Consider the following 20,847-nt stretch of genomic DNA (forward strand, 5'->3'; position numbering starts at 1 on the left):
GGATCGGCAGTCTGTACCGCGGCGGCCGCCACCCCCGCCCCGGTACAGACTGCCGATCCGTTTGGCCTCGAGACCGTGCTCGAGCCCAAGAAGGTCGTGATGGTCAAGGGCACTGCCAATTGGGACTCGGCCTTCGACACCCTGATCGACGCCTTCAAGGCGCTGAACACGCTCCTGGACAAGCAGGGCATCAAGCATGCCGGCAATTCGATGATCGTCTACACCTCCACCGACGACACCGGCTTCACCTTCCTCGCCGAGATCCCGGTCGAGCAGGATCCGAAGAACCTGCCCAAGGACATGAGCATCGGCAAATCGCCGGAGGGCAAGGCGCTTAAATTCGTCCATCGCGGCTCCTACGACAACATGGACAACACCTATGAGGCGATCACCAATCACCTCGACGACAAGAGGCTGGAAGCCAAGGATACCTTCATCGAGGAGTACCTCACCGATCCCCTGAAGACGGCCGAGGACAAGCTCGTGATCAACGTTTTCGTGCCGCTGAAGTGAGAATGATGAAAAAGCTTGCCGTCCTTTTTGCTCCACTCGCCGCCGTTTTCGCCGCAACGCTGCTGGCGGCCCCCGCCCGCGCCGACGATTTTCCGTCAGCCATTTCGGTGAGCGGCGAAGCCACGATTTCCGCCGCCCCCGATCTCGCGCAGATCGACGCCGGGGTCGCCAACGATGCCAAAACGGCGAAGGAAGCCTCCGATGCCAACAACGCCGCGATGGGCAAGGTGCTGCTGGCGCTGAAGGGCGCCGGGATTGCCGAGAAGGATTATCAGACCTCGCGCCTGTCGCTCCAGCCGCAATACGGCCAGAACAAATCCACCGGCGCCTCGCCCGTGGTCGGCTTCCGCGCCTCCAACCGTGTCACCGTGAAAATTCGCGACGTGACCAAAGTCGCAGGCATCATCGACACGCTGGTCAGCGCCGGCGCCAACGACATCGGCAATATCTCCTTCGAGGTGACGCAGGCCTCGAAACTGCTCGATGATGCGCGCGAGCAGGCAGTCGCTGATGCCCGCCGCAAGGCGGAGATTTACGCCAAAGCCACCGGCGTCACGCTAGGGGCGCCGCTCAGCGTCACCGAGGGTGGCGGCCCGGTGCCGCTGTTCAAAGGCCGCGTCGCTGCGGCTCCGATGGCTGCACCCGCAGCCGTCGCGCCCGGCGAGGAGACGCTGACGGTGACGGTGAATGTGAGCTGGGCGATCAAGCCGAAAGAGCAATGACTGGTGTCCCGGATGCACCTCCGGGGCACGAGCAGTTTGCCGGCACGCTAAATCTCCACCACCTGTCCCGGCAGCATCGCCACGAACCGCTCTTGCGGAATCTTCGCAGCATCCAGCGCTTCGACCAGCGCCTTTGCCGGCGCATCGATTGCCTCATCCGTCAGCTGGAACGTGCCGTGATGATGCCCGAGCGCTTCCTGCGCGCCGCAATCCGCGAGCGCCTTCACGGCATCTTCCGGATTCATGTGCTGGTCACGCATGAACCAGCGCGGCTCGTAGGCACCGATGGGAAGGATCGCAAGCCGCAGCGGCCCATGCTTCTCCGCGACGCGGCGGAAATGCCTGCCCTCGCCATAGCCGGAATCGCAGACGACGTAGATCTTGCCGGCCGGCGTCTCCAGCACGAAGCTCGCCCATAGCGCCTTGTTGCGATCGAACACACCGCGCGCCGTCCAGTGCCGGGTCGGAACCAGATGCACGGCGATGCCGCCACCGAGCTCGACGCGGTCGTGCCAGTCGAACGCCTCCACCTTGATCGTGGGATCCCAGCTTCGAATCGTCACGTCGTTGCCGAGCGGGGTGACGACGCGCGGCGCAAAGTTCTTGGCGAGCCGCGATAGCGTCGAGATGTCCAGGTGATCGTAGTGGCCGTGCGAGACCAGCACGACGTCGATCTTGGGCAAACGTTCGAAGGCAATGCCGGGATCGTTGTGCCGCTTCGGCCCGGCCCAGGCGACCGGCGAGACCCGCATCGACCAGACGGGATCGACCAGGATGTTGAGGCCGCCGGTCTGGATCAGCCAGCTGGCGTGGCCGACGAAGGAGAGCCGCACCTTGTCGCCGTCGACCCGCGCCGGCGGGGTGTCGGCATGGGGGCTGGGGGCCCAATCCGGCCATTCCGCGCGCTGCCGCTTGCCGCCGAATTGCCAGCGCAGCACCTCTCGAAGCGATTTCGGCGGCGCGCCGTCGGGATCGAAGAAGTGCAGACCGTTGAAATGGTCGGAGGCCGGACCATCATAGGTTTTCATGCGAGACATCCAAAGGGACGGAATTGCGACGAGCGCGCCGGCCCCGGCAAGCAGTCCGAACAGGCGACGGCGGGTGATCGGCACGGCGGCTCAGGGATGATAGCGGAGGTCAGTCATGGCCTTCTATATGGGCAGCCCTAGGAAATGGAACCACCCGGCAAAAGGGCACTAAATTTCAGGACCTTGTCCTGGCAAAGGCGCCGCGGCACCCTAACTTTCCTTGACTTTTGGGCGTGAGCGGCGTTTAACCCCGCCACTTTCTCGGAAAGGCTTTCTTTTCGACCCGCCGACTGGCCCTGGAGGCCGGAGGTCAACGCCCGACAGCGCTGTGCGCCCTCGGGCGCAAAGGTGTTTGGAAGATCGTCTGTCCAAGGAAGAGGTCATGCCCCGCCTTCGCGGGCATGACACGGGAATAACGAAGCGCCCCCTCACGGCGCAGCAACAGGACAAGTGCATTGTTCGACAATCTGTCGGAACGGCTTGGCGGCATCCTCGATCGTCTGACGGGGCGCGGGGCGCTGACCGAAAAGGACGTCGACGCCGCGATGCGCGAGGTGCGCCGCGCGCTGCTGGAGGCCGATGTCGCGTTGGAGGTGGTGCGCAGCTTCACCGAACGCGTCCGTGAGCAGGCGATCGGCGCTACCGTCGTCAAGTCGGTCACACCAGGCCAGATGGTGGTCAAGATCGTCCATGACGAGCTGATCAACACGCTCGGCGCCGAAAGCCAGACCATCGACGTCAATTCCGTGCCGCCGGTGCCGATCATGATGGTCGGCCTGCAAGGCTCCGGTAAGACCACCACCACCGCCAAGCTCGCCCGCCGCCTGGTCCAGCGCGACAAGCGCAAGGTGCTGATGGCTTCGCTCGACGTCTATCGCCCGGCGGCGATGGAGCAACTGGCCGTGCTCGGCCGCGATCTCGACATTCCAACGCTCCCCATCGTCGCAGGCCAGCAGCCGCCGCAGATCGCGAAGCGCGCGCTGGAGGCCGGCAAGCTCGGCGGCTACGACATCGTGCTGCTCGATACCGCCGGCCGCACCACGCTCGACGAAGAGATGATGGCGGAGGCGGCCGCGATCAAAGCCGCGGCCAATCCGCATGAAGTGCTGCTGGTCGCCGACAGCCTCACGGGCCAGGACGCCGTGAATCTCGCGCGCTCGTTCGATCAGCGCGTCGGCCTCACCGGTATCGTGCTGACCCGCGTCGACGGCGACGGCCGCGGTGGCGCCGCGCTGTCGATGCGCGCCGTCACCGGCAAGCCGATCAAGCTGATCGGCACCGGCGAAAAGACCGATGCGCTGGAGGATTTCCATCCTGATCGTATCGCCGGCCGCATCCTCGGCATGGGCGACGTCGTCTCGCTGGTCGAGCGCGCCGCCGCCAACATCGACGCCGAGAAGGCCGCGCGCACCGCCGAGCGCATGCGCAAGGGTCAGTTCGACCTCAACGACATGCGCGAGCAGCTGTTGCAGATGTCCAACATGGGCGGCATCAGCGGGCTAATGGGCATGATGCCCGGCATCTCCAAGATGAAGAACCAGATCGCGGCCGCCGGCATCGACGACAAGATCCTGAAGCGCCAGGTCGCGATCATCGATTCCATGACGCGCGAGGAGCGCCGTCACCCCGACGTCCTGAAAGCGAGCCGCAAGAAGCGCATCGCTGCAGGGAGCGGCCAGAGCGTCGAGCACGTGAACAAGCTCCTGAAGATGCACCGGAACATGGCCGACGTGATGAAGGCCATGGGCTCGGGCAAGCGCGGCCCGCTCGCCGGCATCGCGCAGGCCATGGGCTTTGGCGGCGGCATGAAGATGCCGTCTCCGGAAGAGATGAAGGCTCTTCAGGAGAAGATGCAGAGCGGCGGCGGACAGGGCCTGCCGAGCCTGCCGAAGGATTTGCCGGCTGGTCTTCGCACCGGCCTGCCCAACGTTCCCGGACTGACTGGGCTCAGCGGCAAGCCGATGCTGCCGGGCCTCGGCGATTTCCCGGGCAAGAAGAAATGAGGAATTCGTCGCACGGGATCGCAAGCGTCCCGCGCAACGCGGAATACCAATCAACCCAACAGACTGTACTTTGAAGGAGAACTTGATGTCCGTCGTTATCCGCCTCGCCCGTGCAGGCACCAAGAAGCGTCCCGTCTATCATGTCGTCGTCGCCGATTCGCGCTTTCCGCGCGATGGCCGCTTCATCGAGCGTCTCGGTTATTTCAACCCGCTGCTGCCGAAGGACAACGAGGCCCGCCTCAAGCTCGACATGGAGAAGGTGAAGGCCTGGGTCGCCAAGGGCGCGCAGCCGTCGGACCGCGTGTCTCGCTTCCTCGACGCCGCCGGCGTCAAGAAGCGCGAAGCGCGCAACAACCCGCAGAAGGCCGTGCCGCGCAAGGAGCGCAAGGCGCAGGCCGAAGCCGCCGCGAAGGGTTAAGGCCAGACCATGCCGGCGCTGGTCTGCGTCGCGCGGATCGGCGCCGCGCACGGGGTGCGCGGTGCGGTCAAATTGTGGACCTTCACCGAAGATCCCTTTGCTATCAGGCGCTACGGTCCGCTGCTGTCCAAGGACGGCAAGCGCCAGTTTGAGGTCGCAACGGCGCGCGAGGCCAAAGATCATCTCGTCGCGACGTTCACGGGGGTCACGACCCGCGATGAGGCCGAACGGCTCAACGGCATCGAGCTCTACGTCCCGCGCGACAAGCTGCCCGCGACCGACGCGGACGAATATTACCACACCGACCTGATCGGGCTCGCCGCCGTCACCACGGGCGGCGAGGCGCTCGGCCGCGTGCTCGCGATCCATAATTTCGGCGCCGGCGACATCATCGAGATCGCTCCGCTCATGGGCACGACGCTGCTGCTGCCGTTCTCCAACGCGGTGGTGCCTGAGGTCGATATCGCCGGCGGGCGTGTGGTCATCGCCCTGCCGCAGGAGATTCAGGGCGAGGACCCTACCGCTAGTCGTCCCGGCGAAGGTAATTGAGATGCAATGACCACCCCCTCACCCTGGCGCGCGACGGTGCTGACGCTGTTTCCGGACATGTTTCCCGGGCCGCTCGGCGTGAGCCTGGCCGGCCGGGCGCTGGCGGGCGGGCTTTGGCAACTCGAGGCGCGGGACATCCGGGCCTCCGCCACCGACCGTCACCGCAGCGTCGACGACACCCCGGCCGGCGGCGGGCCGGGCATGGTGCTGCGGGCGGATGTCCTGGCCGCCGCCATCGATGCCGCTGAAATCAGCCCGGATCGGCCCCGTCTGCTGATGAGCCCGCGCGGTCGGCCATTGACCCAGGCCCGCGTTGTGGAACTGGCCAGGGGTCCCGGCCCTCTCATCGTCTGCGGACGGTTCGAGGGGGTGGACCAGCGGGTAATCGACGGGAGAGGCCTGGAGGAGGTCTCGATCGGCGATTACGTGCTGTCCGGGGGCGAAATCGCCGCGTTAGCCGTGATTGACGCCTGCGTCCGGCTGCTGCCGGGGGTGATGGGCAAGGAGACCTCGGGAACCGAGGAAAGCTTTTCGGACGGCCTGCTCGAATACCCGCAATACACCCGCCCGCAGCTGTTCGAAGGGGCTCCGATCCCGGAGATCCTGACCTCCGGCGACCACGCCAAGGTCGCGGCTTGGCGGCGGGCGCAATCCGAGGCGTTGACGGCGGCCCGGCGGCCGGATTTGTGGGCCCAGATCCCGAGCAAGGCCCCGAATCGGGCCGGGCGCCAAAAAACGCCAAAAAACAAGACGGACGGGTGACAAACGCTCCGGCTTGCCTTATAGGAGCGGCCACATCCGCAATGGCTGGATAGACGAATTTCGCGCAGCCCCCGTTGAAAAGGCTGGGCGCGCCGATGGAGATTTACCCATGAACCTGATCAAGCAGCTCGAACAAGAGCAATTCGACAAGCTGTCCGCCGGCAAGGACATCCCGGAATTCGGCCCCGGCGACACGGTGATCGTCAACGTGAAGGTCGTCGAAGGCGACCGCACCCGCGTGCAGGCCTATGAAGGCGTCTGCATCGGCCGTTCCGGCGGTGGCCTCAACGAGAGCTTCACCGTGCGCAAGATCTCCTATGGCGAGGGCGTGGAGCGTGTGTTCCCGGTGATGTCGCCGATGATCGACTCGATCAAGGTGGTGCGCCGCGGCAAGGTGCGCCGCGCCAAGCTCTATTACCTCCGCAACCTTCGCGGCAAGTCGGCCCGCATCGTCGAGAAGCAGGACCGCGCGGCTGCCGTCGGCGAGTAAGCTTCGCCACCAGGCAAGTTTCGAAAAGCGCGGGGCTCGGCTCCGCGCTTTTTTTGTTTCCCCGCGCTGTCATTGCGAGGAGTCCTTGCGACGAAGCAATCCAGACTGTCTCCGCGGACGCATTTCTGGATTGCTTCGCTGCGGTCGCAATGACGACGCCGCTAAGCTCTCGCGCTTTAACTTCCGCGTGCTATATATCTCTAGAATGTTTCCAGATCTGACCAGCCTCGCCCCCGTCAAGCGCATCGTCATCGACGATCGCTCGCGGCTGCCTGGCCGGTTCTTCGGACGCTTCGCGACCTCGGCAACGTCAGAGCTTACGCGCGCAGCTTAAAAGCTGCGCCGACGATTTTGTTGCCCACGCGCCAAGTGCGCCTATCCGCTTACACAGCATTCCTTCGGAGCTGACGCTCATGTCCAAGCCGACCACATTGTACGACAAGATCTGGAACGACCATCTGGTGCACGAAGCCGAGGACGGCACCTGCCTGCTCTATATCGATCGCCACCTGGTGCACGAGGTGACCTCGCCGCAGGCGTTCGAAGGCCTGCGCGCCACGGGTCGCAAGGTGCACGCGCCCGAGAAGACGCTCGCCGTCGTCGATCACAACGTGCCGACCACCGACCGCACCAAGCCGAACCCGGACCCGGAAAGCATCGAGCAGATCAAGGCGCTGGCTGAGAACGCCAAGGAATTCGGCATCGAATATTACAACGAGTTCGATAAGCGCCAGGGCATCGTTCACGTCATCGGCCCCGAGCAGGGCTTTACGCTGCCCGGCACCACCATCGTCTGCGGTGACAGCCACACCTCGACGCACGGCGCGTTCGGCGCGCTCGCGCATGGCATCGGCACGAGCGAGGTCGAGCACGTGCTGGCGACGCAGACGCTGATCCAGAAAAAAGCGAAGAACATGCGCGTCACCGTCGATGGCAAATTGCCTGACGGCGTGACGGGCAAGGACATCATCCTGGCCATCATCGGTGAGATCGGCACCGCCGGCGGCACCGGCTACGTGCTGGAATATGCGGGCGAAGCGATCCGCGCGCTCAGCATGGAAGGCCGCATGACGGTCTGCAACATGTCGATTGAAGGCGGCGCCCGCGCCGGTCTCGTCGCACCCGACCAGAAGGCCTACGACTTCCTGCGCGACCGGCCGAAGGCGCCGAAGGGCGCGGCCTGGGACGCGGCAATGCGCTATTGGGAGACACTGCGTTCCGACGAAGGCGCGCATTTCGACCACGAGCTGCGGCTCGACGCCGCAAAGCTGCCGCCGATCGTGACCTGGGGCACGAGCCCGGAGGACGTCATCTCGGTGACCGGCATCGTGCCCGACCCCGACAAGATCGAGGACGAGGCCAAGCGCATCTCCAAGCATCGTGCGCTCAAGTATATGGGCCTGACGGCGGGAACGAAGATCACCGACATCAAGCTCGACCGCGTCTTCATCGGCTCCTGCACCAATGGCCGGATCGAGGATTTGCGCGCCGCCGCCAAGATCGCGGAAGGCAAGCAGGTCTCTGGCCACGTCAATGCGATGGTGGTGCCGGGCTCGGGCATCGTGAAGGAGCAGGCCGAAGCTGAAGGTCTCGACAAGATCTTCATCAAGGCCGGCTTCGAGTGGCGCGAGCCGGGCTGCTCGATGTGCCTCGCCATGAACCCGGACAAGCTGAAGCCGGAAGAGCGCTGCGCCTCGACCTCGAACCGCAACTTCGAAGGCCGTCAGGGCTTCAAGGGCCGCACCCATCTGGTGTCGCCGGCGATGGCGGCAGCGGCGGCGATTGCGGGTCACTTCGTCGACGTCAGGGACTGGCGCTGAGCTGCTCCCTGCAATTATAGCGATCGCGGCAAGCTGCCCTTAATCGGCAGCGCCGACATTGCGTCCTCGCGGATTTCGCGAGGACGCAAGCCATGGCCGACAAGCCGGAATATGTCGATTTGATCAGCGAGGCCACGCGCCAGCACCGCCGGCGCGCAACGCCGCTGCGCATCGTTGCCAAGCCCGAGGTCGAGGAAACCTCGAAGCTCAGCCGCTGGCCGCCGGCGATGTTCAGGCAATGGAAGCTTGAGAATTTGCGGCGGTGGAAATCCGCGTCGTGGAAGCTGAAGGATTGGCTGTAGGCCACGCTGTCATTCCGGGGTGGCGCGGAAGCGCCAGACCCGGAATCTCGAGATTCCGGGTTCGATGCTTCGCATCGCCCCGGAATGACGGTGCTAACTCACATCACCAATACCGGTACGGATAGTGCCAGCGGGGCCAGCGGCAAACGCGGCGCGGGCCGTAATAGGTCCAGATGATCCGGCAGCGGCGCGGATAATGGTAGTAGGGATAATAGCCGCCATAATAATAGCGCCGGTGGAAGTGACGGTAGCCGTAATAGGGGCGGTGATAGCCCCAGTGACGGTGATAGCCGCCATAGCCGCCGTAGCGAACGCCGCCATAGCGATAGCCGCCGATATGGCTGTGAAAGGCCGGCGCGGCGCGGAAGGCGCCGATATGGCCGCCACGAAATCCACCGCCGCGGAAGCCGCCGATATGTCCTCCGCCGCCATGGAAGCCGCCACCGCGGAAGCCTCCGCCGTGAAAGCCGCCACCATGTCCGCCGTGCCCGCCGCCGTGGCTAACCTGCGTGACGAGATCGTCGGCTGCAGCCTTCGTCGCGGGCGACGTGGCCGGATTGATCAACGTGAGTGCTTCAGCGCGACGCGCGGTGCCGGCCGACAGCATCAGCGCCGTGGCGGCCGCAATTCCGAGCAAGCGCATCGGGCTTGCCTTGAGACCTGATGTCCTCAGCATAGAATCCTCCCTAAATCTGGACAGCGCAGTTGCGGCGCGACGTCTTGGCCGCGCCAAACGCTGTTCAATTGCGGTCGCTCCCTGGATTAGACTGAGGAGACCGATGTGAACGCCCCATGAATGAACGACGCTGGGCTTCGCGATGCGACGCAGTGCCGCGACGGAAGGAGTTTTTTGGAAATGACTGTCTACGCGATTGCGCAATTGAAGATGACAGACCGCGCGGCCTATGACCGTTATCAGGCGCGCTTCTTCGACGTGTTCAAGAAGTATGGCGGAAAGCTGCTCGCCGCGGACGAACATCCGCGCGTGCTCGAAGGCGCATGGCCGCATGACAAGATTGTCATGATGTCATTCCCGGATGAGGCTGCGTTCCTCGCCTTCTCGAACGCACCAGACTACGAGGAAATCTCGCGCGACCGCAAAGCGGGTGCGCAGGCGACGGTACTTCTGGTCAAGGGATTTGCGCCAGACCGCTAACGCGTCACCACCACGGCCCGTAGCCGAACACGAAGGGAGCAGGCACCGCGTAGGGATAGGGACGGTAGTGGACCGGCCGCGCGTAATGGCGTGGATCATGGCGCGCAGCCGGCCGCACCATGTCATGGGTTCGCGCGTGTCGTCGCACATCGAAAACCGCGATCCCGGCCGCGGCCTCCGGCACCCTTCGCGCAGTGGAAGCGCGCGGCAGACCGGCGGCAAGCGCGACGGCAACGGCTAATGCAATCCATCTCGCCATGACGACCCCCACGAGGCCACCGTTCGTTGGCGCGGGCAGTGAACCTGGCATCAGCCCCGGCGCCAGTAACAGCTCACACGCGGCACGATCACCGTGCCGCTCGGGCGGTACTCCTGCACATAGGTGGCGTTGCACACGCGGACTGCGTCGGGGCCCGGATTGTAGCGCGGATAGACACCGTCCGGGCTGTAATAGGGCGTGACGCGCAGGCGTGCCGGGGCCCGCTTGCGCGGCGGGGGAACGTCGTCCGGCGAGGCGGCCTGGGCGAGACGGATCTCGGGGGCGGTCTGCGCCTCGGCGCCAACGCAAAACTGCGAAAACAACCCCATGCACAGTAGCGTCAGCGCTGTTTTCGCTCGCATTTTTCCGCCCACTTGAAACGTCCCATTCGAGGTCCCACGCTCCCCGTTTTGGCGGCGCTCGTCAACCTCGCCGGGCTTATAAAGCCAGATGCATCGCCGCGGAACCCGCGGTAAGAGAACCCCATGTGGACGGAATTGAAAGCGCCCTCACTGGCCGAGATGGAAGCGACGGCGCACGACATCTTCGAGCGCCTGCCGGCGGAGTTTCGCAAGCTCTGCGAGGGCGTCATCATCCGCGTCGACGACTTCCCGACCGATGAGGTGCTGGACGAGATGCAATGCGAGAGCGAGTTCGACCTGCTCGGCCTGTTCCAGGGCATCGGCCTGCCGCAGCAGAGTTTCGGCGACGTGGCGCGGCTGCCCAACATGGTCTGGCTCTACCGTCGACCGATCCTGGACTATTGGGCCGAGCACGACGAGACCCTCGGCCACATCGTCCGCCACGTCCTGATCCACGAGATCGGCCACCATTTCGGTCTGTCGGACGACGATATGGCCGCGATTGAGGCGAAGGCGGATTGAGGGCCGCACAAAGACGGTGCGCTCCCTCGCCCGCTTGCGGGGGAGGGCTGGGGAGAGGGTGTCTCCACAGCGGGAAAGTCCCCTAGAGGAGAGAGCCCCCACCCGCCGCGGTGCGCGCGTCGACCTCCCCCCGCAAGCGGGAGAGGTGCAATCCCGATGCCGCACCAGTCCAGCCTCAAACCCGCCAGCAGACGAGATCTGCCGAATTCGGCCTAGGATTTCCAGCCCGATCGCGATAAACACCTGTTCCCCTAGACCCATCCGGGAAGCGCAACCATGGACAAGTTCACCACGCTGGAAGGCGTCGCGGCGCCGCTGAAGATCATCAATGTCGACACCGACATGATCATTCCGAAGCAGTACCTCAAGACCATCAAGCGCACCGGCCTTGGCAAGGGGCTCTTCTCCGAGCAGCGCTACAAGGACGACGGCAGCGAGAATCCCGATTTCGTGCTGAACCAGCCGGCCTATCGCAACGCCAAGGTGCTGGTGGCCGGCGACAATTTCGGCTGCGGGTCGAGCCGCGAGCACGCGCCCTGGGCGCTGCTCGACTTCGGCATCCGCTGCGTGATCTCGACCTCGTTCGGCGACATCTTCTACAACAACTGCTTCAAGAACGGCATTCTGCCGATCCGCGTCTCGCAGGAAGATCTCGACAAGCTGTTCGACGACGCTGAGCGCGGCGCCAACGCGACGCTGACGATCGACCTGCCCAACCAGGAAATCCGCGGTCCCGACGGCGGCAAGGTCAAATTCGAGATCGATCCGTTCCGCAAGCACTGCCTGATCAACGGCCTCGACGACATCGGCCTGACGATGGAAAAGAAGGCCTCGATCGACAGCTATGAGGAGAAGCTCAAGCGCGAACGCGCCTGGGCCTGAGATCGCTTTTCTGGTTCGAGCCCCGGTGCTGACCGCGCCGGGGCTTTTTCTTTGCTCTGACTATCCTTATAGCTCGCGCATGCTGCCCGACATCGTCACCTTCTGGCATGGTCCGATGGACGCCCTGCGCCAGACCTGTCTGCGCTCGCAGCTGGCTGCCGGCCACAAGGTCACGGTCTATAGCTTCGACACCATTCCGGGCCTGCCTGCAGGCATCGCGAATGCGGATGCCGAAGCGATCCTGCCGCACGCCTTCTCCGAACGATTGCGGCCGCCGCAGCCGGACGGCAGCTGGCGCGACTGGACCACGCTGCAGTTCAGCGACTTCTTCCGCATGAAGCTGATGGCGAAGGGCCTCGGCCTCTGGCTCGATGCCGACGTGCTGCTGCTGAAGCCCGTCGAGATCGATCCGGCAAAACCCTATTTCGCCTGGGAGCGGCCGCGCCAACTCGGCAATTCCGTGATCTACCTGCCGGCCGGGCACGGCATCGTCGCGGCCTTCGAGGAGCTGATGGAGCAGGAGGAACTGACGCCGAACTGGCTGTCCGTGCGCCACCGCGTCACCTTCGCGATGCGCCGCCTCCGCGGCGGCTCGAACCGTCTCTCGGACATTCGCGTGGCGATCTACGGACCGGCGGCACTGACCGCGCTCGCGCGTCGCACCGGCGAGCTCGCTTACGCGCTACCCAAGCAATCGTTCTACGCCGTGCATGCCGAGCCAAAACTGTTCTTCGATCCATCGAGCTATCTCGGCCTCGTCACCAATCCCGAGATCATCGGCCTGCACATCTCGCCCAAGGGCCGTGGCGGCGAAAAGCCGATTCCGGGCAGCCTGTATGCCTGGGCGGCGGAGCGGTTCGGATAGCGGCCGCGTAGAAAGTGCGCTCCAAAGGCGGCTCTCCCGCAAGCAAGTCCGCGTTGGGCACTGAGATTGCCCTTCGTTTGAAGATCATTTAGCAGCCACGAAATAGAAGTCCTGTCGGCCGGAGATCGAGCCGTAACTGAAGGGTTTTTGCCGACGACCGGTCGCTTCCATGACATCGTCGCGAACGAAATCGAAGAGCCTGCGGACTTCGAGGCCCGGCGTTGGAACGTTCTTGACGAAGGCAGCCGCGAACGGACTATTGATCCCGTCACCGTCAAGTGCGGTCTCGCCGTCCTTGGCGGCGTAGACCACCAGCGTTCCCGCCTCTGGCTCGATCGGGGCCAAACCTCGCGATACCGAACGCGACGCCACCGTCATCGTCCGCTTCATCTGGTTTGCGAATGGGTTGTCGCGGCAGGCATCGAGAATGACGAGGCGCAGCTTTTTGGCGCGCTCCGCCGCATTGAGAACCTGATCAACCGGAACGGCTTCAAATCCGATTTCGCGATCCGCGGCAATCTTGGCATCCGTCGGAATGAGATAGTTGACGCCGCCGACCTCCATGCCGTGCCCGGCATAATACACGACGGCCCAATCCGCCGTTTCCGCACGTGCTGCGAATTCGCGCAGGGCATTCACCAGCGCATCCTTGCGGAGATTGGTCAGCAGGGTAACTGCTTCGAACCCAGTGAGCTTCAGCACGTCGGCGACGAGGCTTGCATCCCGCACGGGGTTCGCTAGCGCGGCGACGTTTTCATAAGCCGAATTGCCGATCACGAGAGCGATGCGGCGATCGCCGTTCGCAGCCCCGGACGCCACCACAGCCGGCGCCACACTGGGTTTCTCGACCAATATCGTTGCTGGCCGCGGCGAAGGCAGGACAGCAAGCCGCTCGCGAGCCTTGTCCTGGGCCCATCTTGTGGCGCCATGGCTCAATCCGAGCGTGGCATTGAAGTCGGTCCTTGCTTTGGCGAAATCTCCGCGCTTCTCGTAGGCCAGTCCGCGGTTGACATACGCGTTCGCGTACGTGGGATCCACGCGTATCGCTTCTGTGTAATCTGCAATGGCGCGGTCCGTGTCGCCCTTGCTGCCGTATGCATTCCCGCGGTTGAAATAGGCGTTTGCATTGGTGGGCTGCAGGCGAACCGCTTCGCTATAGTCAGCAATTGCGCGGTCGGTGTTGCCTTTGTTGCTGTAGGCATTGCCTCGATTGTAGTACGCGTTCGCATAGGCCGGATCGAGCCGGATTGTCGCCGTGTAGTCCGCGATCGCACGCTCCGTGTCGCCTTTGATGCTATAAGCGTTGCCGCGATTGTAGTACGCGTGCGCATGCGTCGGATCGAGACGGAGCGTTGCCGTGTAGTCCGCTATGGCACGATCATTGTTGCCATTAGCGCTGTAAGCGTTGCCCCGGTTGTAGTAGGCGTTCGCATCCTTGGGATCTCGCCGGATCGCCTCCGAGGCGGCTGCAATGGCAGGGCTCGTGTCGTCCTTGACGCGATCGACAGCCGCTGCCGGGCCAGCGAGGGCAAGAATGACAAAGCAATAAAATAATTTGCGGAGCATAAGAACCCCACTCGCCATATCGAAAGGATGGAAGCCGTATTTAAACGGCGCAAATTTAACGGGGCAACCAGCCGGATTGTGTGACCTAAATCACAGGAACGTCGACTTCGCGGCGGCTGTCGCCAGTTGGTGCTGAGGATAGATGCCCGTGCACTCGAGCGCTTGCTGAGGAGCATCATGCCCGGTTGCGAACATGCCGACGCACCGGCGCAAATTGCCACGGTTATTGCGCCAACGCTTCGACGCTGGAGTCGCTTGACCGCGCCGATCTGGCGCCGCGCCGAGGCAGCTTGCACCGGAGCCTATCGGTTCAGCGTCGATAAAACCGCGCGCGCAAGATCCGCGGGCCACTCTACCAGTTGATCCGCGCCGGCTGTTTCCAGCTCATCCCGAGTGCCATATCCCCAGAGCACGCCGAGGCCGCGTATCTTGACCGCGTGAGCGCCATTGATGTCGTGGCGGCGGTCGCCGACCATGAGGCTGTGCGATGCAGAGATATCGTGCTTGGATAGGATATGGGCGAGCAGCTCAGGCTTGTGATCCAGCACGCCGCCGGGAACTGAGCCATGAATGCCGTCGAAATGCGTCGCTAAGTTCAGATTCTCCAGGATCCGCCGCGCGAAGATTTCGCGCTTCGATGTCGCGAGATAGATTCGCAATCCAGCGCTTCGCATCTCCTCAAGCGCCCAGTTGATTCCGGGATAGAGCTCGCTTCCGAGCAGGCCACTGTCGCCGTAATGCTGGCGATAGGCCGCTACGGCTAACTCGATGCGGTCATCACCGTAGGCGGCGAGCAACGCCCGTAATATGTCTTCAAGCGGCGGTCCGATGAAGCGCTTGATATCGAGGGTGTCGCCGGGCTCATGTCCGAGCGCACGCAACGCAGCCAGGCAGCTCGCGGCAATGCCCGGCTGGGAATCGACCAGCGTTCCGTCGAGATCGAGGAGGACGCAGCGGGCTGCGCCCATGGCTCAGCCCTTCCCCATCGCCGCGATTGCGTCTGCGATCTCGATCGTGCGCCGCGCCATGTCCGCGTGCAGGCGCTCCACCATCGCGCCGTCGAGCCGGATCGCGCCGCGCGAGACGTTCTCCGGCAATTCGAACGCCGCGATGATTTTTCGCGCCCGCGCGACTTCCTCTTCGGGCGGGGTGAAGATCGCGTTGCAGGCATCGATCTGCGAGGGATGGATCAGCGTCTTGCCGTCGAAGCCGAGATCGCGGCCTTGCGCGCATTCGGTGGCAAAGCCGTCGGCATTGGCGATGTCGCTATAGGGGCCGTCGAGGATTTCGAGGCCGTGGGCGCGCGTCGCCAGGATACAATGGGTGATCATCGGGATCATCGCGGCACGGCCCGGCAGCATCCTGATGCGGGTCTCGCGCGAAATGTCGTTCGGGCCGAACACGAAGCCTGCGAGGCGGCTCGACGGATCGCGGCCGGCGGCGGCCAGTTCCTCGGCATGGAGCACGGCGCGCGCGGTCTCGATCATGGCCCAGACCTTCACGGTCGACGCAGCGCCAAGCTCGGCCAGCTTCCGGCCGATCGTATCGAGATCTTCGATGCTTGAAACTTTTGGAACCAGGATGCCGTCCGGGGACGCCTTAGCAGCCATCGCGACGTCACCGGCCCACCAGGGCGTGTCGAGGCCGTTGGTCCGGATCAGGACCTCGCGTTTGCCAAAACCCTTGGCGGCGATCGCGGCGGCGATGCCGTCGCGCGCCACCGCCTTGGCCTCGGGGGCGACGGAATCCTCGAGGTCGAGGATGAGGCCGTCGGCGGGAAGATTGCGCGCCTTTTCCAGCGCGCGGGGGTTGGAGCCGGGCATGAACAGATGGCTGCGGCGCGGGCGGGTCATGCGAGCGTTCCTTCCTCGTCAGTCCTCTGACCGAAGCCGATAGCATCTGGCCTGCCTATTCGAAAGGCTTGTTCGCCCCTGCGGTCTATGATTAGGCATAGGCATGACGACATTCCCGAAGCATTTGCTGGAAGGCTACAAGGCCTTCGCCACCCAGCGGCTGCCGACCGAGCAGAACCGCTATCGCGAACTCTCTGTCAAAGGACAGTCGCCCGAGACGATGGTGATCGGCTGCTGCGACTCGCGGGTCTCCCCCGAGGTGATCTTCGATGCCGGGCCGGGCGAACTCTTCGTCGTCCGCAACATCGCCAACCTGGTGCCGACCTATCAGCCTGACGAGAACGCACACGGCGTCTCGGCGGCGCTGGAATTTGCGGTGACGGTGCTGAAGGTGAAGCACATCGTGGTGCTCGGCCACGCCCAATGCGGCGGCATCCGTGCCTTCATCGACAAGAGCGAGCCGCTGACGCCGGGCGACTTCATCGGCAAATGGATGCAGATGTTCATCAAGCCGGGCGAGGTGGTCGAGCAGCGCGAGCACGAGACCATGGCGCAGTTCGTCGAGCGCATCGAGAAGGCCGCGGTGTTCCGCAGCCTGGAAAACCTGATGACCTTCCCGTTCGTGCGCAAGGCGGTGGAGAGCGGCCAGATGCAGACCCACGGCGCCTATTTCGGCGTGGCCGAGGGCACGCTGTTCGTGCTGGACAAGGCCGCGAAGGAATTCAGGAGCGCGCAAAGCGTGGCGTAGGCTACCACTCTTGTACGGTGGGCAAAGCGGAGCGTGCCCACCACTTCTGTCGCAATCTGGAGAGATGGTGGGCACGGCGCTTCGCGCCTTTGCCCCACCCTACGGCAGCTCGACTTTACGCCGCCTTCTTCTTCGCGCTGATCAGCTTGCGGTTGATCAGGACTTCCGCGATCTGGATCGCGTTCAGCGCGGCGCCCTTGCGCAAATTGTCGGACACGCACCACAGCACGAGGCCGTTCTCCACCGTCGCGTCCTCGCGGATGCGGCTGATATAGGTGGCGTCCTCGCCGGCCGCTTCGTAAGGGGTGGCGTAGCCGCCGGGCTCCTGCTTGTCGATGACGAGGCAGCCCGGCGCCTTGCGCAGGATCTCGCGAGCTTCGTCCGCACTGATCGGGTTCTCGAACTCGATGTTGACGGCCTCGGAGTGGCCGACGAAGACCGGCACGCGCACGCAGGTGGCGGAGAGCTTGATCTTGGGATCAAGAATCTTCTTGGTCTCCGCCATCATCTTCCACTCTTCCTTGGTGTAACCGTCCTCCATGAAGACGTCGATGTGGGGGATGACGTTGAATGCGATGCGCTTGGGGAATTTCTTCGCGACCAGCTCGTCATTGGTGTAGACGGCCTTGGTCTGCGAGAACAATTCGTCCATCGCGTCCTTGCCGGCACCCGACACGGATTGATAGGTCGAGACCACGACGCGCTTGATGGTCGCCTTGTCGTGCAGCGGCTTGAGCGCGACGACGAGCTGCGCGGTTGAGCAGTTCGGGTTGGCGATGATGTTCTTCTTCTTGAAGCCTTCGGTCGCAGCCGCATTCACTTCCGGCACGATCAGCGGCACGTCCGGATCCATGCGCCACGCCGAGGAATTGTCGATCACGACCGCGCCGGCGGCGCCGATCTGCGGCGACCATTCCTTCGACACCGAGCCGCCCGCCGACATCAGGCAGATGTCGACGTCGGAGAAGTCGTAATGCTCGAGCGCTTTGATCTTCAGGGTGCGGTCGCCATAGGAGACCTCGACGCCGACGCTGCGGCGCGACGCCAGGGCCACGACCTCGTCGGCGGGGAATTTGCGCTCGTCCAGGATGTTGAGCATTTCCCGTCCGACATTGCCGGTCGCGCCGACGACTGCGACTTTGTAACCCATCGTTCACTCTCCGATGAAAAAGCCCGTTCCTGAACCTGACGCTTAAACAGGAAGAGCAGCGCTTCTATGCGAGAACCGGCCTCAAGACAACGTTGGACCATGCCTGAAGGCCGTGGATGCAGTCGCCTGAGGCCAGCACGGCCGTTAGCCCCACCCAGATCCATCTGGCGCTTGCAGCCTTCGCCGATGAGGTCGTCGGCACGCTGGCGCGCCTGAATCGCCTATGTGGGGGCGCTCGCCCTGTTTGCCATCCTCGCCCTCGCGGCGCTCGGCCAGCTGCCCGACTTGCAGGGCGATGAGCCGGCGGACAAGCCAGCCTGGAGCGTGGCCGACCGCTCGCACCCGGCCTTCGCCATCAGCCGGATCGATTCATCAGAGAAAACAGCCTCTTACACCATCCTTCGGCATCCCGAAGGCGGCCGCAGGGACGTGCTGCGCTGGACAAACGAGGCCGGCCAGCCCGTGGCCGAGCTCGACATCTACCGGGAAGGCGGCGAGTTCGACGTGGCTCGTCCGGCGATTGCGGATCTGGCCGTGGAAATGGGATTGAGCACGACGAGCACGCTGGAGCAGGCCGGCCTGATCGACACGAAATTCGGTCCGGTCGCCCTGTTCCGGCCGGTCGGCGCGGCGGAGGGGACGCGGGCTTGCCTCGGCTATCTCAAGCGCAGCGAGGAGCCGGCGCTGCAGATCTCCGGCTTCTCCTGCCAGGGCAACACCCTGCCCGCCCGGCGCGCGGCGATTGCCTGCACGCTGAACCGGTTGACGCTGCTGACCTCGGGCAACGAGCCAAGGCTGGCCGAATTGTTCGCCCGCGCCGAGTTGAAGCGCCGCACCTGCGATTCCCCGGGATCACCGGACTGGCTGCTGGGCGCCGCCAACGCGCAATTGCGCGGGGCGCTTTAGGTTGTTGTTTGAGCGTGATCAAACCGCTGCACACTTTTCCGGATCACGCTCAAGACCGCATCAAGCTCAAGTGGCTGGTATTGATGCAACTTTTGCCGGCACGCGCGATTATTCCGAGCTGGTGTGACCCAATTGACCTAGTTGCGTCTGCCCCGGCCGGGCTAGTATGGGGTGAAATCGACTGGCGGCCTGCCGCCTGAAGGGGACGTGATGAGCTTGAATTTCTCTGCGGCGAACAAATTGGCGACCTTGCTTGCGGCGGGCGTCGTCATTGCCATGTCCTCTGCGATCGGTTTGGCTTCGCCGGCTTCGGCCGACACCAAGACCAAGCGCTATGACGAGCGCGGCCGACACTATTACGGACCGAGCGGCCCCAACGCGGTCTACCAGCAGGGCCGCACCCGCATCTATGTGAGCAAGCGCTCCTGGCTCGACGGCGGCACCGAGGTCAATCCCGGCGACCGCAAGTTCAGCGACTACGCCTTCCCGCCGGCGGTGGGCTATCCGTCCTTCGCCCGCGAGAACCTCAACCGTCCGATCGACCGCCAGCCGCTCTCGCCGCCGCAGGATGTCGGCGGTTACCCGCAGAATTTCCCGCTGTACTGAAGCGGACCGTCGACCGAATCAAAATGGCCGGGCTCACGCCCGGCCATTTTGTTTGGGCCGTCATTCCGGGGCGGCTCGAAGAGCCGAACCCGGAATCTCGAGATTCCGGGTCTGGTCCTTCGGACCATCCCGGAATGACGGCATCTACCCATGCAGCTTCTGCAATTCCTTCAAAATCGCTTCGCCCATCTGCGTGGTCGAGGCGGCTCTGGTGCCTTCCGACTTGATGTCGGCGGTGCGCAGGCCGCTGGCCAGCACGGCGGCGATCGCGGCATCGACCTTGTCGGCGAGATCGCCCATGTCGAAGGAGTAGCGCAGCGCCATGCCGAAGGACGAGATCATCGCGATGGGATTGGCGAGGCCCTTGCCGGCGATATCGGGGGCGGAGCCGTGCACCGGCTCGTACAGCGCCTTGCGCTTCTTGCTCTTGACGTCGACCTCGCCGAGCGAGGCCGAGGGCAGCATGCCGAGCGATCCGGTCAGCATCGCCGCGATGTCGGACAGCATGTCGCCAAACAGATTATCGGTGACGATGACGTCGAACTGCTTCGGCCACTTCACCAGCATCATGCCGCCGGAATCGGCGAGCTGATGCTCGAGCGTGACGTCAGGGTATTCGCGCTTGTGAACTTGCGTGACGACCTCGTTCCAGAGCACGCCCGACTTCATGACGTTGCGCTTCTCCATCGACGTCACCTTGTTCTTGCGCTTCTTGGCAAGCTCGAAAGCGACGCGGGCGATGCGCTCGATCTCATAGGTGTCGTAGACCTGGGTATCGACGGCGCGCTTCTGACCGTTGCCGAGATCGGTGATGGTCTTGGGCTCGCCGAAATAGACCCCGCCCGTGAGCTCGCGCACGATGACGATGTCGAGGCCCTCGACCGCTTCGCGCTTCAGGCTGGATGCATCGGCCAGCGCCGGGTAGCACATGGCGGGACGGAGGTTCGCGAACAGAGCGAGATCCTTGCGCAGGCGAAGCAGGCCGGCCTCCGGGCGCACCTCATAGGGCACGGCATCCCATTTCGGGCCGCCGACCGCGCCGAAGATCACGGCGTCGGCGTCCTTGGCCTTGGCCATGTCGCCTTCCGAGATCGACACCTTGTGCGCGTCATAGGCTGCGCCGCCAACAAGGCCCGTATCGGTCTCGAACTTGGCGATGCCGGCCGAATTGAGCCAATCGATCAACCGCTTCACCTCGCCCATCACCTCGGGGCCGATACCGTCGCCGGGGAGCAGCAGCAGTTTATGGGTCGCCATGGTCGTATCCTCAGTTTTTCCTCGTCATTGCCGGGCTTGACCCGGCAATCCAGCCTTCTTGAAAAGATGGATGCCCGGGTCAAGCCCGGGCATGACGAAGGGGATGAA

At 64.1% G+C, this 20,847-nt stretch carries 24 protein-coding genes and 1 pseudogene; 16 read left to right on the forward strand and 9 right to left on the reverse strand.

Translation table 11 applies throughout. The features are described 5' to 3' along the window. Together IVA92_RS18665 and IVA92_RS18670 are read left to right on the forward strand one after the other, a co-directional pair. On the forward strand, nt 1–513 hold a 513-nt coding region (locus tag IVA92_RS18665; protein ID WP_247473495.1), incomplete at its 5' end, for a GyrI-like domain-containing protein. 5 nt (nt 514–518) lie between these two features. Further along, nucleotides 519–1,235, forward strand: a complete 717-nt coding sequence (locus tag IVA92_RS18670; RefSeq protein ID WP_247280361.1) for an SIMPL domain-containing protein — start codon at nt 519–521, stop codon at nt 1,233–1,235. A 47-nt stretch (nt 1,236–1,282) separates the two neighbouring features. Here IVA92_RS18670 and IVA92_RS18675 read toward each other — a convergent pair whose 3' ends face one another. Further along, on the reverse strand, nt 1,283–2,347 hold the full coding sequence (locus tag IVA92_RS18675; protein WP_247280336.1) for an MBL fold metallo-hydrolase: 1,065 nt from the start codon (nt 2,345–2,347) through the stop codon (nt 1,283–1,285). 371 nt (nt 2,348–2,718) lie between these two features. Here IVA92_RS18675 and ffh point away from each other — a divergent pair, with 371 nt between their 5' ends. The 7 genes from ffh to IVA92_RS18710 all read left to right on the forward strand — a co-directional run bounded on the left by ffh (nt 2,719) and on the right by IVA92_RS18710 (nt 8,607). Next, a complete protein-coding gene (ffh, locus tag IVA92_RS18680) occupies nt 2,719–4,266 on the forward strand; it encodes a signal recognition particle protein (protein ID WP_247280337.1) in 1,548 nt (515 codons plus the stop codon). An 85-nt stretch (nt 4,267–4,351) separates the two neighbouring features. Next, nucleotides 4,352–4,684 carry a 30S ribosomal protein S16 gene (rpsP, locus tag IVA92_RS18685; RefSeq protein ID WP_011083313.1) on the forward strand — a complete coding sequence of 111 codons (333 nt, stop codon included), beginning with the start codon at nt 4,352–4,354 and terminating at the stop codon, nt 4,682–4,684. A gap of 9 nt (nt 4,685–4,693) precedes the next feature. Continuing rightward, nucleotides 4,694–5,233, forward strand: a complete 540-nt coding sequence (rimM, locus tag IVA92_RS18690) for a ribosome maturation factor RimM (RefSeq protein WP_247280338.1) — start codon at nt 4,694–4,696, stop codon at nt 5,231–5,233. A 6-nt stretch (nt 5,234–5,239) separates the two neighbouring features. Beyond that, the gene (trmD, locus tag IVA92_RS18695) at nt 5,240–5,995 is read left to right on the forward strand and encodes a tRNA (guanosine(37)-N1)-methyltransferase TrmD (protein ID WP_247280339.1); all 756 of its coding nucleotides are present in this window, start codon (nt 5,240–5,242) and stop codon (nt 5,993–5,995) included. Nucleotides 5,996–6,104: 109 nt separating this feature from the next. Next, on the forward strand, nt 6,105–6,485 hold the full coding sequence (gene rplS, locus IVA92_RS18700) for a 50S ribosomal protein L19 (RefSeq protein ID WP_027573014.1): 381 nt from the start codon (nt 6,105–6,107) through the stop codon (nt 6,483–6,485). Between the two features lie 413 nt (nt 6,486–6,898). Next, the gene (gene leuC, locus IVA92_RS18705; RefSeq protein WP_247280340.1) at nt 6,899–8,305 is read left to right on the forward strand and encodes a 3-isopropylmalate dehydratase large subunit; all 1,407 of its coding nucleotides are present in this window, start codon (nt 6,899–6,901) and stop codon (nt 8,303–8,305) included. Nucleotides 8,306–8,397: 92 nt separating this feature from the next. Further along, nucleotides 8,398–8,607, forward strand: coding sequence for a hypothetical protein (locus tag IVA92_RS18710; protein ID WP_247280341.1), 210 nt, complete (start codon nt 8,398–8,400; stop codon nt 8,605–8,607). Nucleotides 8,608–8,710: 103 nt separating this feature from the next. On the opposite strand, the gene IVA92_RS18715 is transcribed toward IVA92_RS18710, so the two are convergent. After that, nucleotides 8,711–9,283, reverse strand: a complete 573-nt coding sequence (locus IVA92_RS18715; RefSeq protein ID WP_247280342.1) for a hypothetical protein — start codon at nt 9,281–9,283, stop codon at nt 8,711–8,713. Between the two features lie 180 nt (nt 9,284–9,463). Here IVA92_RS18715 and IVA92_RS18720 point away from each other — a divergent pair, with 180 nt between their 5' ends. Further along, nucleotides 9,464–9,763, forward strand: a complete 300-nt coding sequence (locus IVA92_RS18720; protein WP_247280343.1) for a DUF1330 domain-containing protein — start codon at nt 9,464–9,466, stop codon at nt 9,761–9,763. A gap of 4 nt (nt 9,764–9,767) precedes the next feature. Here the strand turns inward: IVA92_RS18720 and IVA92_RS18725 are convergent, their stop codons facing one another. Beyond that, entirely contained in the window at nt 9,768–10,022 is a 255-nt protein-coding gene (locus IVA92_RS18725) for a hypothetical protein (protein ID WP_247280344.1), read from the reverse strand. A gap of 50 nt (nt 10,023–10,072) precedes the next feature. After that, complete coding sequence (locus tag IVA92_RS18730; RefSeq protein WP_247280362.1) at nt 10,073–10,351, reverse strand: hypothetical protein; 279 nt, start codon at nt 10,349–10,351, stop codon at nt 10,073–10,075. A 156-nt stretch (nt 10,352–10,507) separates the two neighbouring features. Between IVA92_RS18730 and IVA92_RS18735 the strand changes: the two genes are divergently transcribed. The 3 genes from IVA92_RS18735 (at nt 10,508) to IVA92_RS18745 (ending at nt 12,653) form a co-directional block, all read left to right on the forward strand. Further along, nucleotides 10,508–10,906: a metallopeptidase family protein gene (locus IVA92_RS18735; protein ID WP_247280345.1), complete on the forward strand. Its 399-nt coding sequence runs from the start codon at nt 10,508–10,510 to the stop codon at nt 10,904–10,906. Between the two features lie 276 nt (nt 10,907–11,182). Then, on the forward strand, nt 11,183–11,788 hold the full coding sequence (gene leuD / locus IVA92_RS18740) for a 3-isopropylmalate dehydratase small subunit (RefSeq protein ID WP_061880161.1): 606 nt from the start codon (nt 11,183–11,185) through the stop codon (nt 11,786–11,788). Nucleotides 11,789–11,867: 79 nt separating this feature from the next. Beyond that, entirely contained in the window at nt 11,868–12,653 is a 786-nt protein-coding gene (locus IVA92_RS18745) for a capsular polysaccharide synthesis protein (protein ID WP_247280346.1), read from the forward strand. Between the two features lie 84 nt (nt 12,654–12,737). Here the strand turns inward: IVA92_RS18745 and IVA92_RS18750 are convergent, their stop codons facing one another. From IVA92_RS18750 to IVA92_RS18760, 3 genes are all read right to left on the reverse strand, one after another. Continuing rightward, a complete protein-coding gene (locus tag IVA92_RS18750; RefSeq protein WP_247280347.1) occupies nt 12,738–14,219 on the reverse strand; it encodes a tetratricopeptide repeat protein in 1,482 nt (493 codons plus the stop codon). 302 nt (nt 14,220–14,521) lie between these two features. Continuing rightward, entirely contained in the window at nt 14,522–15,187 is a 666-nt protein-coding gene (locus IVA92_RS18755; RefSeq protein WP_247280348.1) for an HAD hydrolase-like protein, read from the reverse strand. 3 nt (nt 15,188–15,190) lie between these two features. Continuing rightward, nucleotides 15,191–16,072 (reverse strand): CoA ester lyase, encoded by an 882-nt coding sequence (locus IVA92_RS18760; protein WP_247280349.1) that lies wholly within the window; start codon nt 16,070–16,072, stop codon nt 15,191–15,193. A gap of 103 nt (nt 16,073–16,175) precedes the next feature. Between IVA92_RS18760 and IVA92_RS18765 the strand changes: the two genes are divergently transcribed. Further along, nucleotides 16,176–16,820 (forward strand): carbonic anhydrase, encoded by a 645-nt coding sequence (locus tag IVA92_RS18765; protein ID WP_247280350.1) that lies wholly within the window; start codon nt 16,176–16,178, stop codon nt 16,818–16,820. Nucleotides 16,821–16,935: 115 nt separating this feature from the next. Here IVA92_RS18765 and IVA92_RS18770 read toward each other — a convergent pair whose 3' ends face one another. Next, entirely contained in the window at nt 16,936–17,970 is a 1,035-nt protein-coding gene (locus tag IVA92_RS18770) for an aspartate-semialdehyde dehydrogenase (protein ID WP_247280351.1), read from the reverse strand. Between the two features lie 116 nt (nt 17,971–18,086). On the opposite strand from IVA92_RS18770, the pseudogene IVA92_RS18775 reads away from it, so the two are divergent. Together IVA92_RS18775 and IVA92_RS18780 are read left to right on the forward strand one after the other, a co-directional pair. Further along, nucleotides 18,087–18,876 (forward strand): annotated as a pseudogene (locus IVA92_RS18775) (hypothetical protein). 210 nt (nt 18,877–19,086) lie between these two features. Beyond that, complete coding sequence (locus IVA92_RS18780; protein WP_247280352.1) at nt 19,087–19,482, forward strand: hypothetical protein; 396 nt, start codon at nt 19,087–19,089, stop codon at nt 19,480–19,482. 144 nt (nt 19,483–19,626) lie between these two features. Here IVA92_RS18780 and leuB read toward each other — a convergent pair whose 3' ends face one another. Continuing rightward, entirely contained in the window at nt 19,627–20,739 is a 1,113-nt protein-coding gene (gene leuB / locus IVA92_RS18785; RefSeq protein WP_247280353.1) for a 3-isopropylmalate dehydrogenase, read from the reverse strand. Nucleotides 20,740–20,847 lie beyond the last annotated feature (108 nt).

The organism is Bradyrhizobium sp. 154, assembly GCF_023073875.1.
Taxonomy (GTDB): domain Bacteria; phylum Pseudomonadota; class Alphaproteobacteria; order Rhizobiales; family Xanthobacteraceae; genus Bradyrhizobium.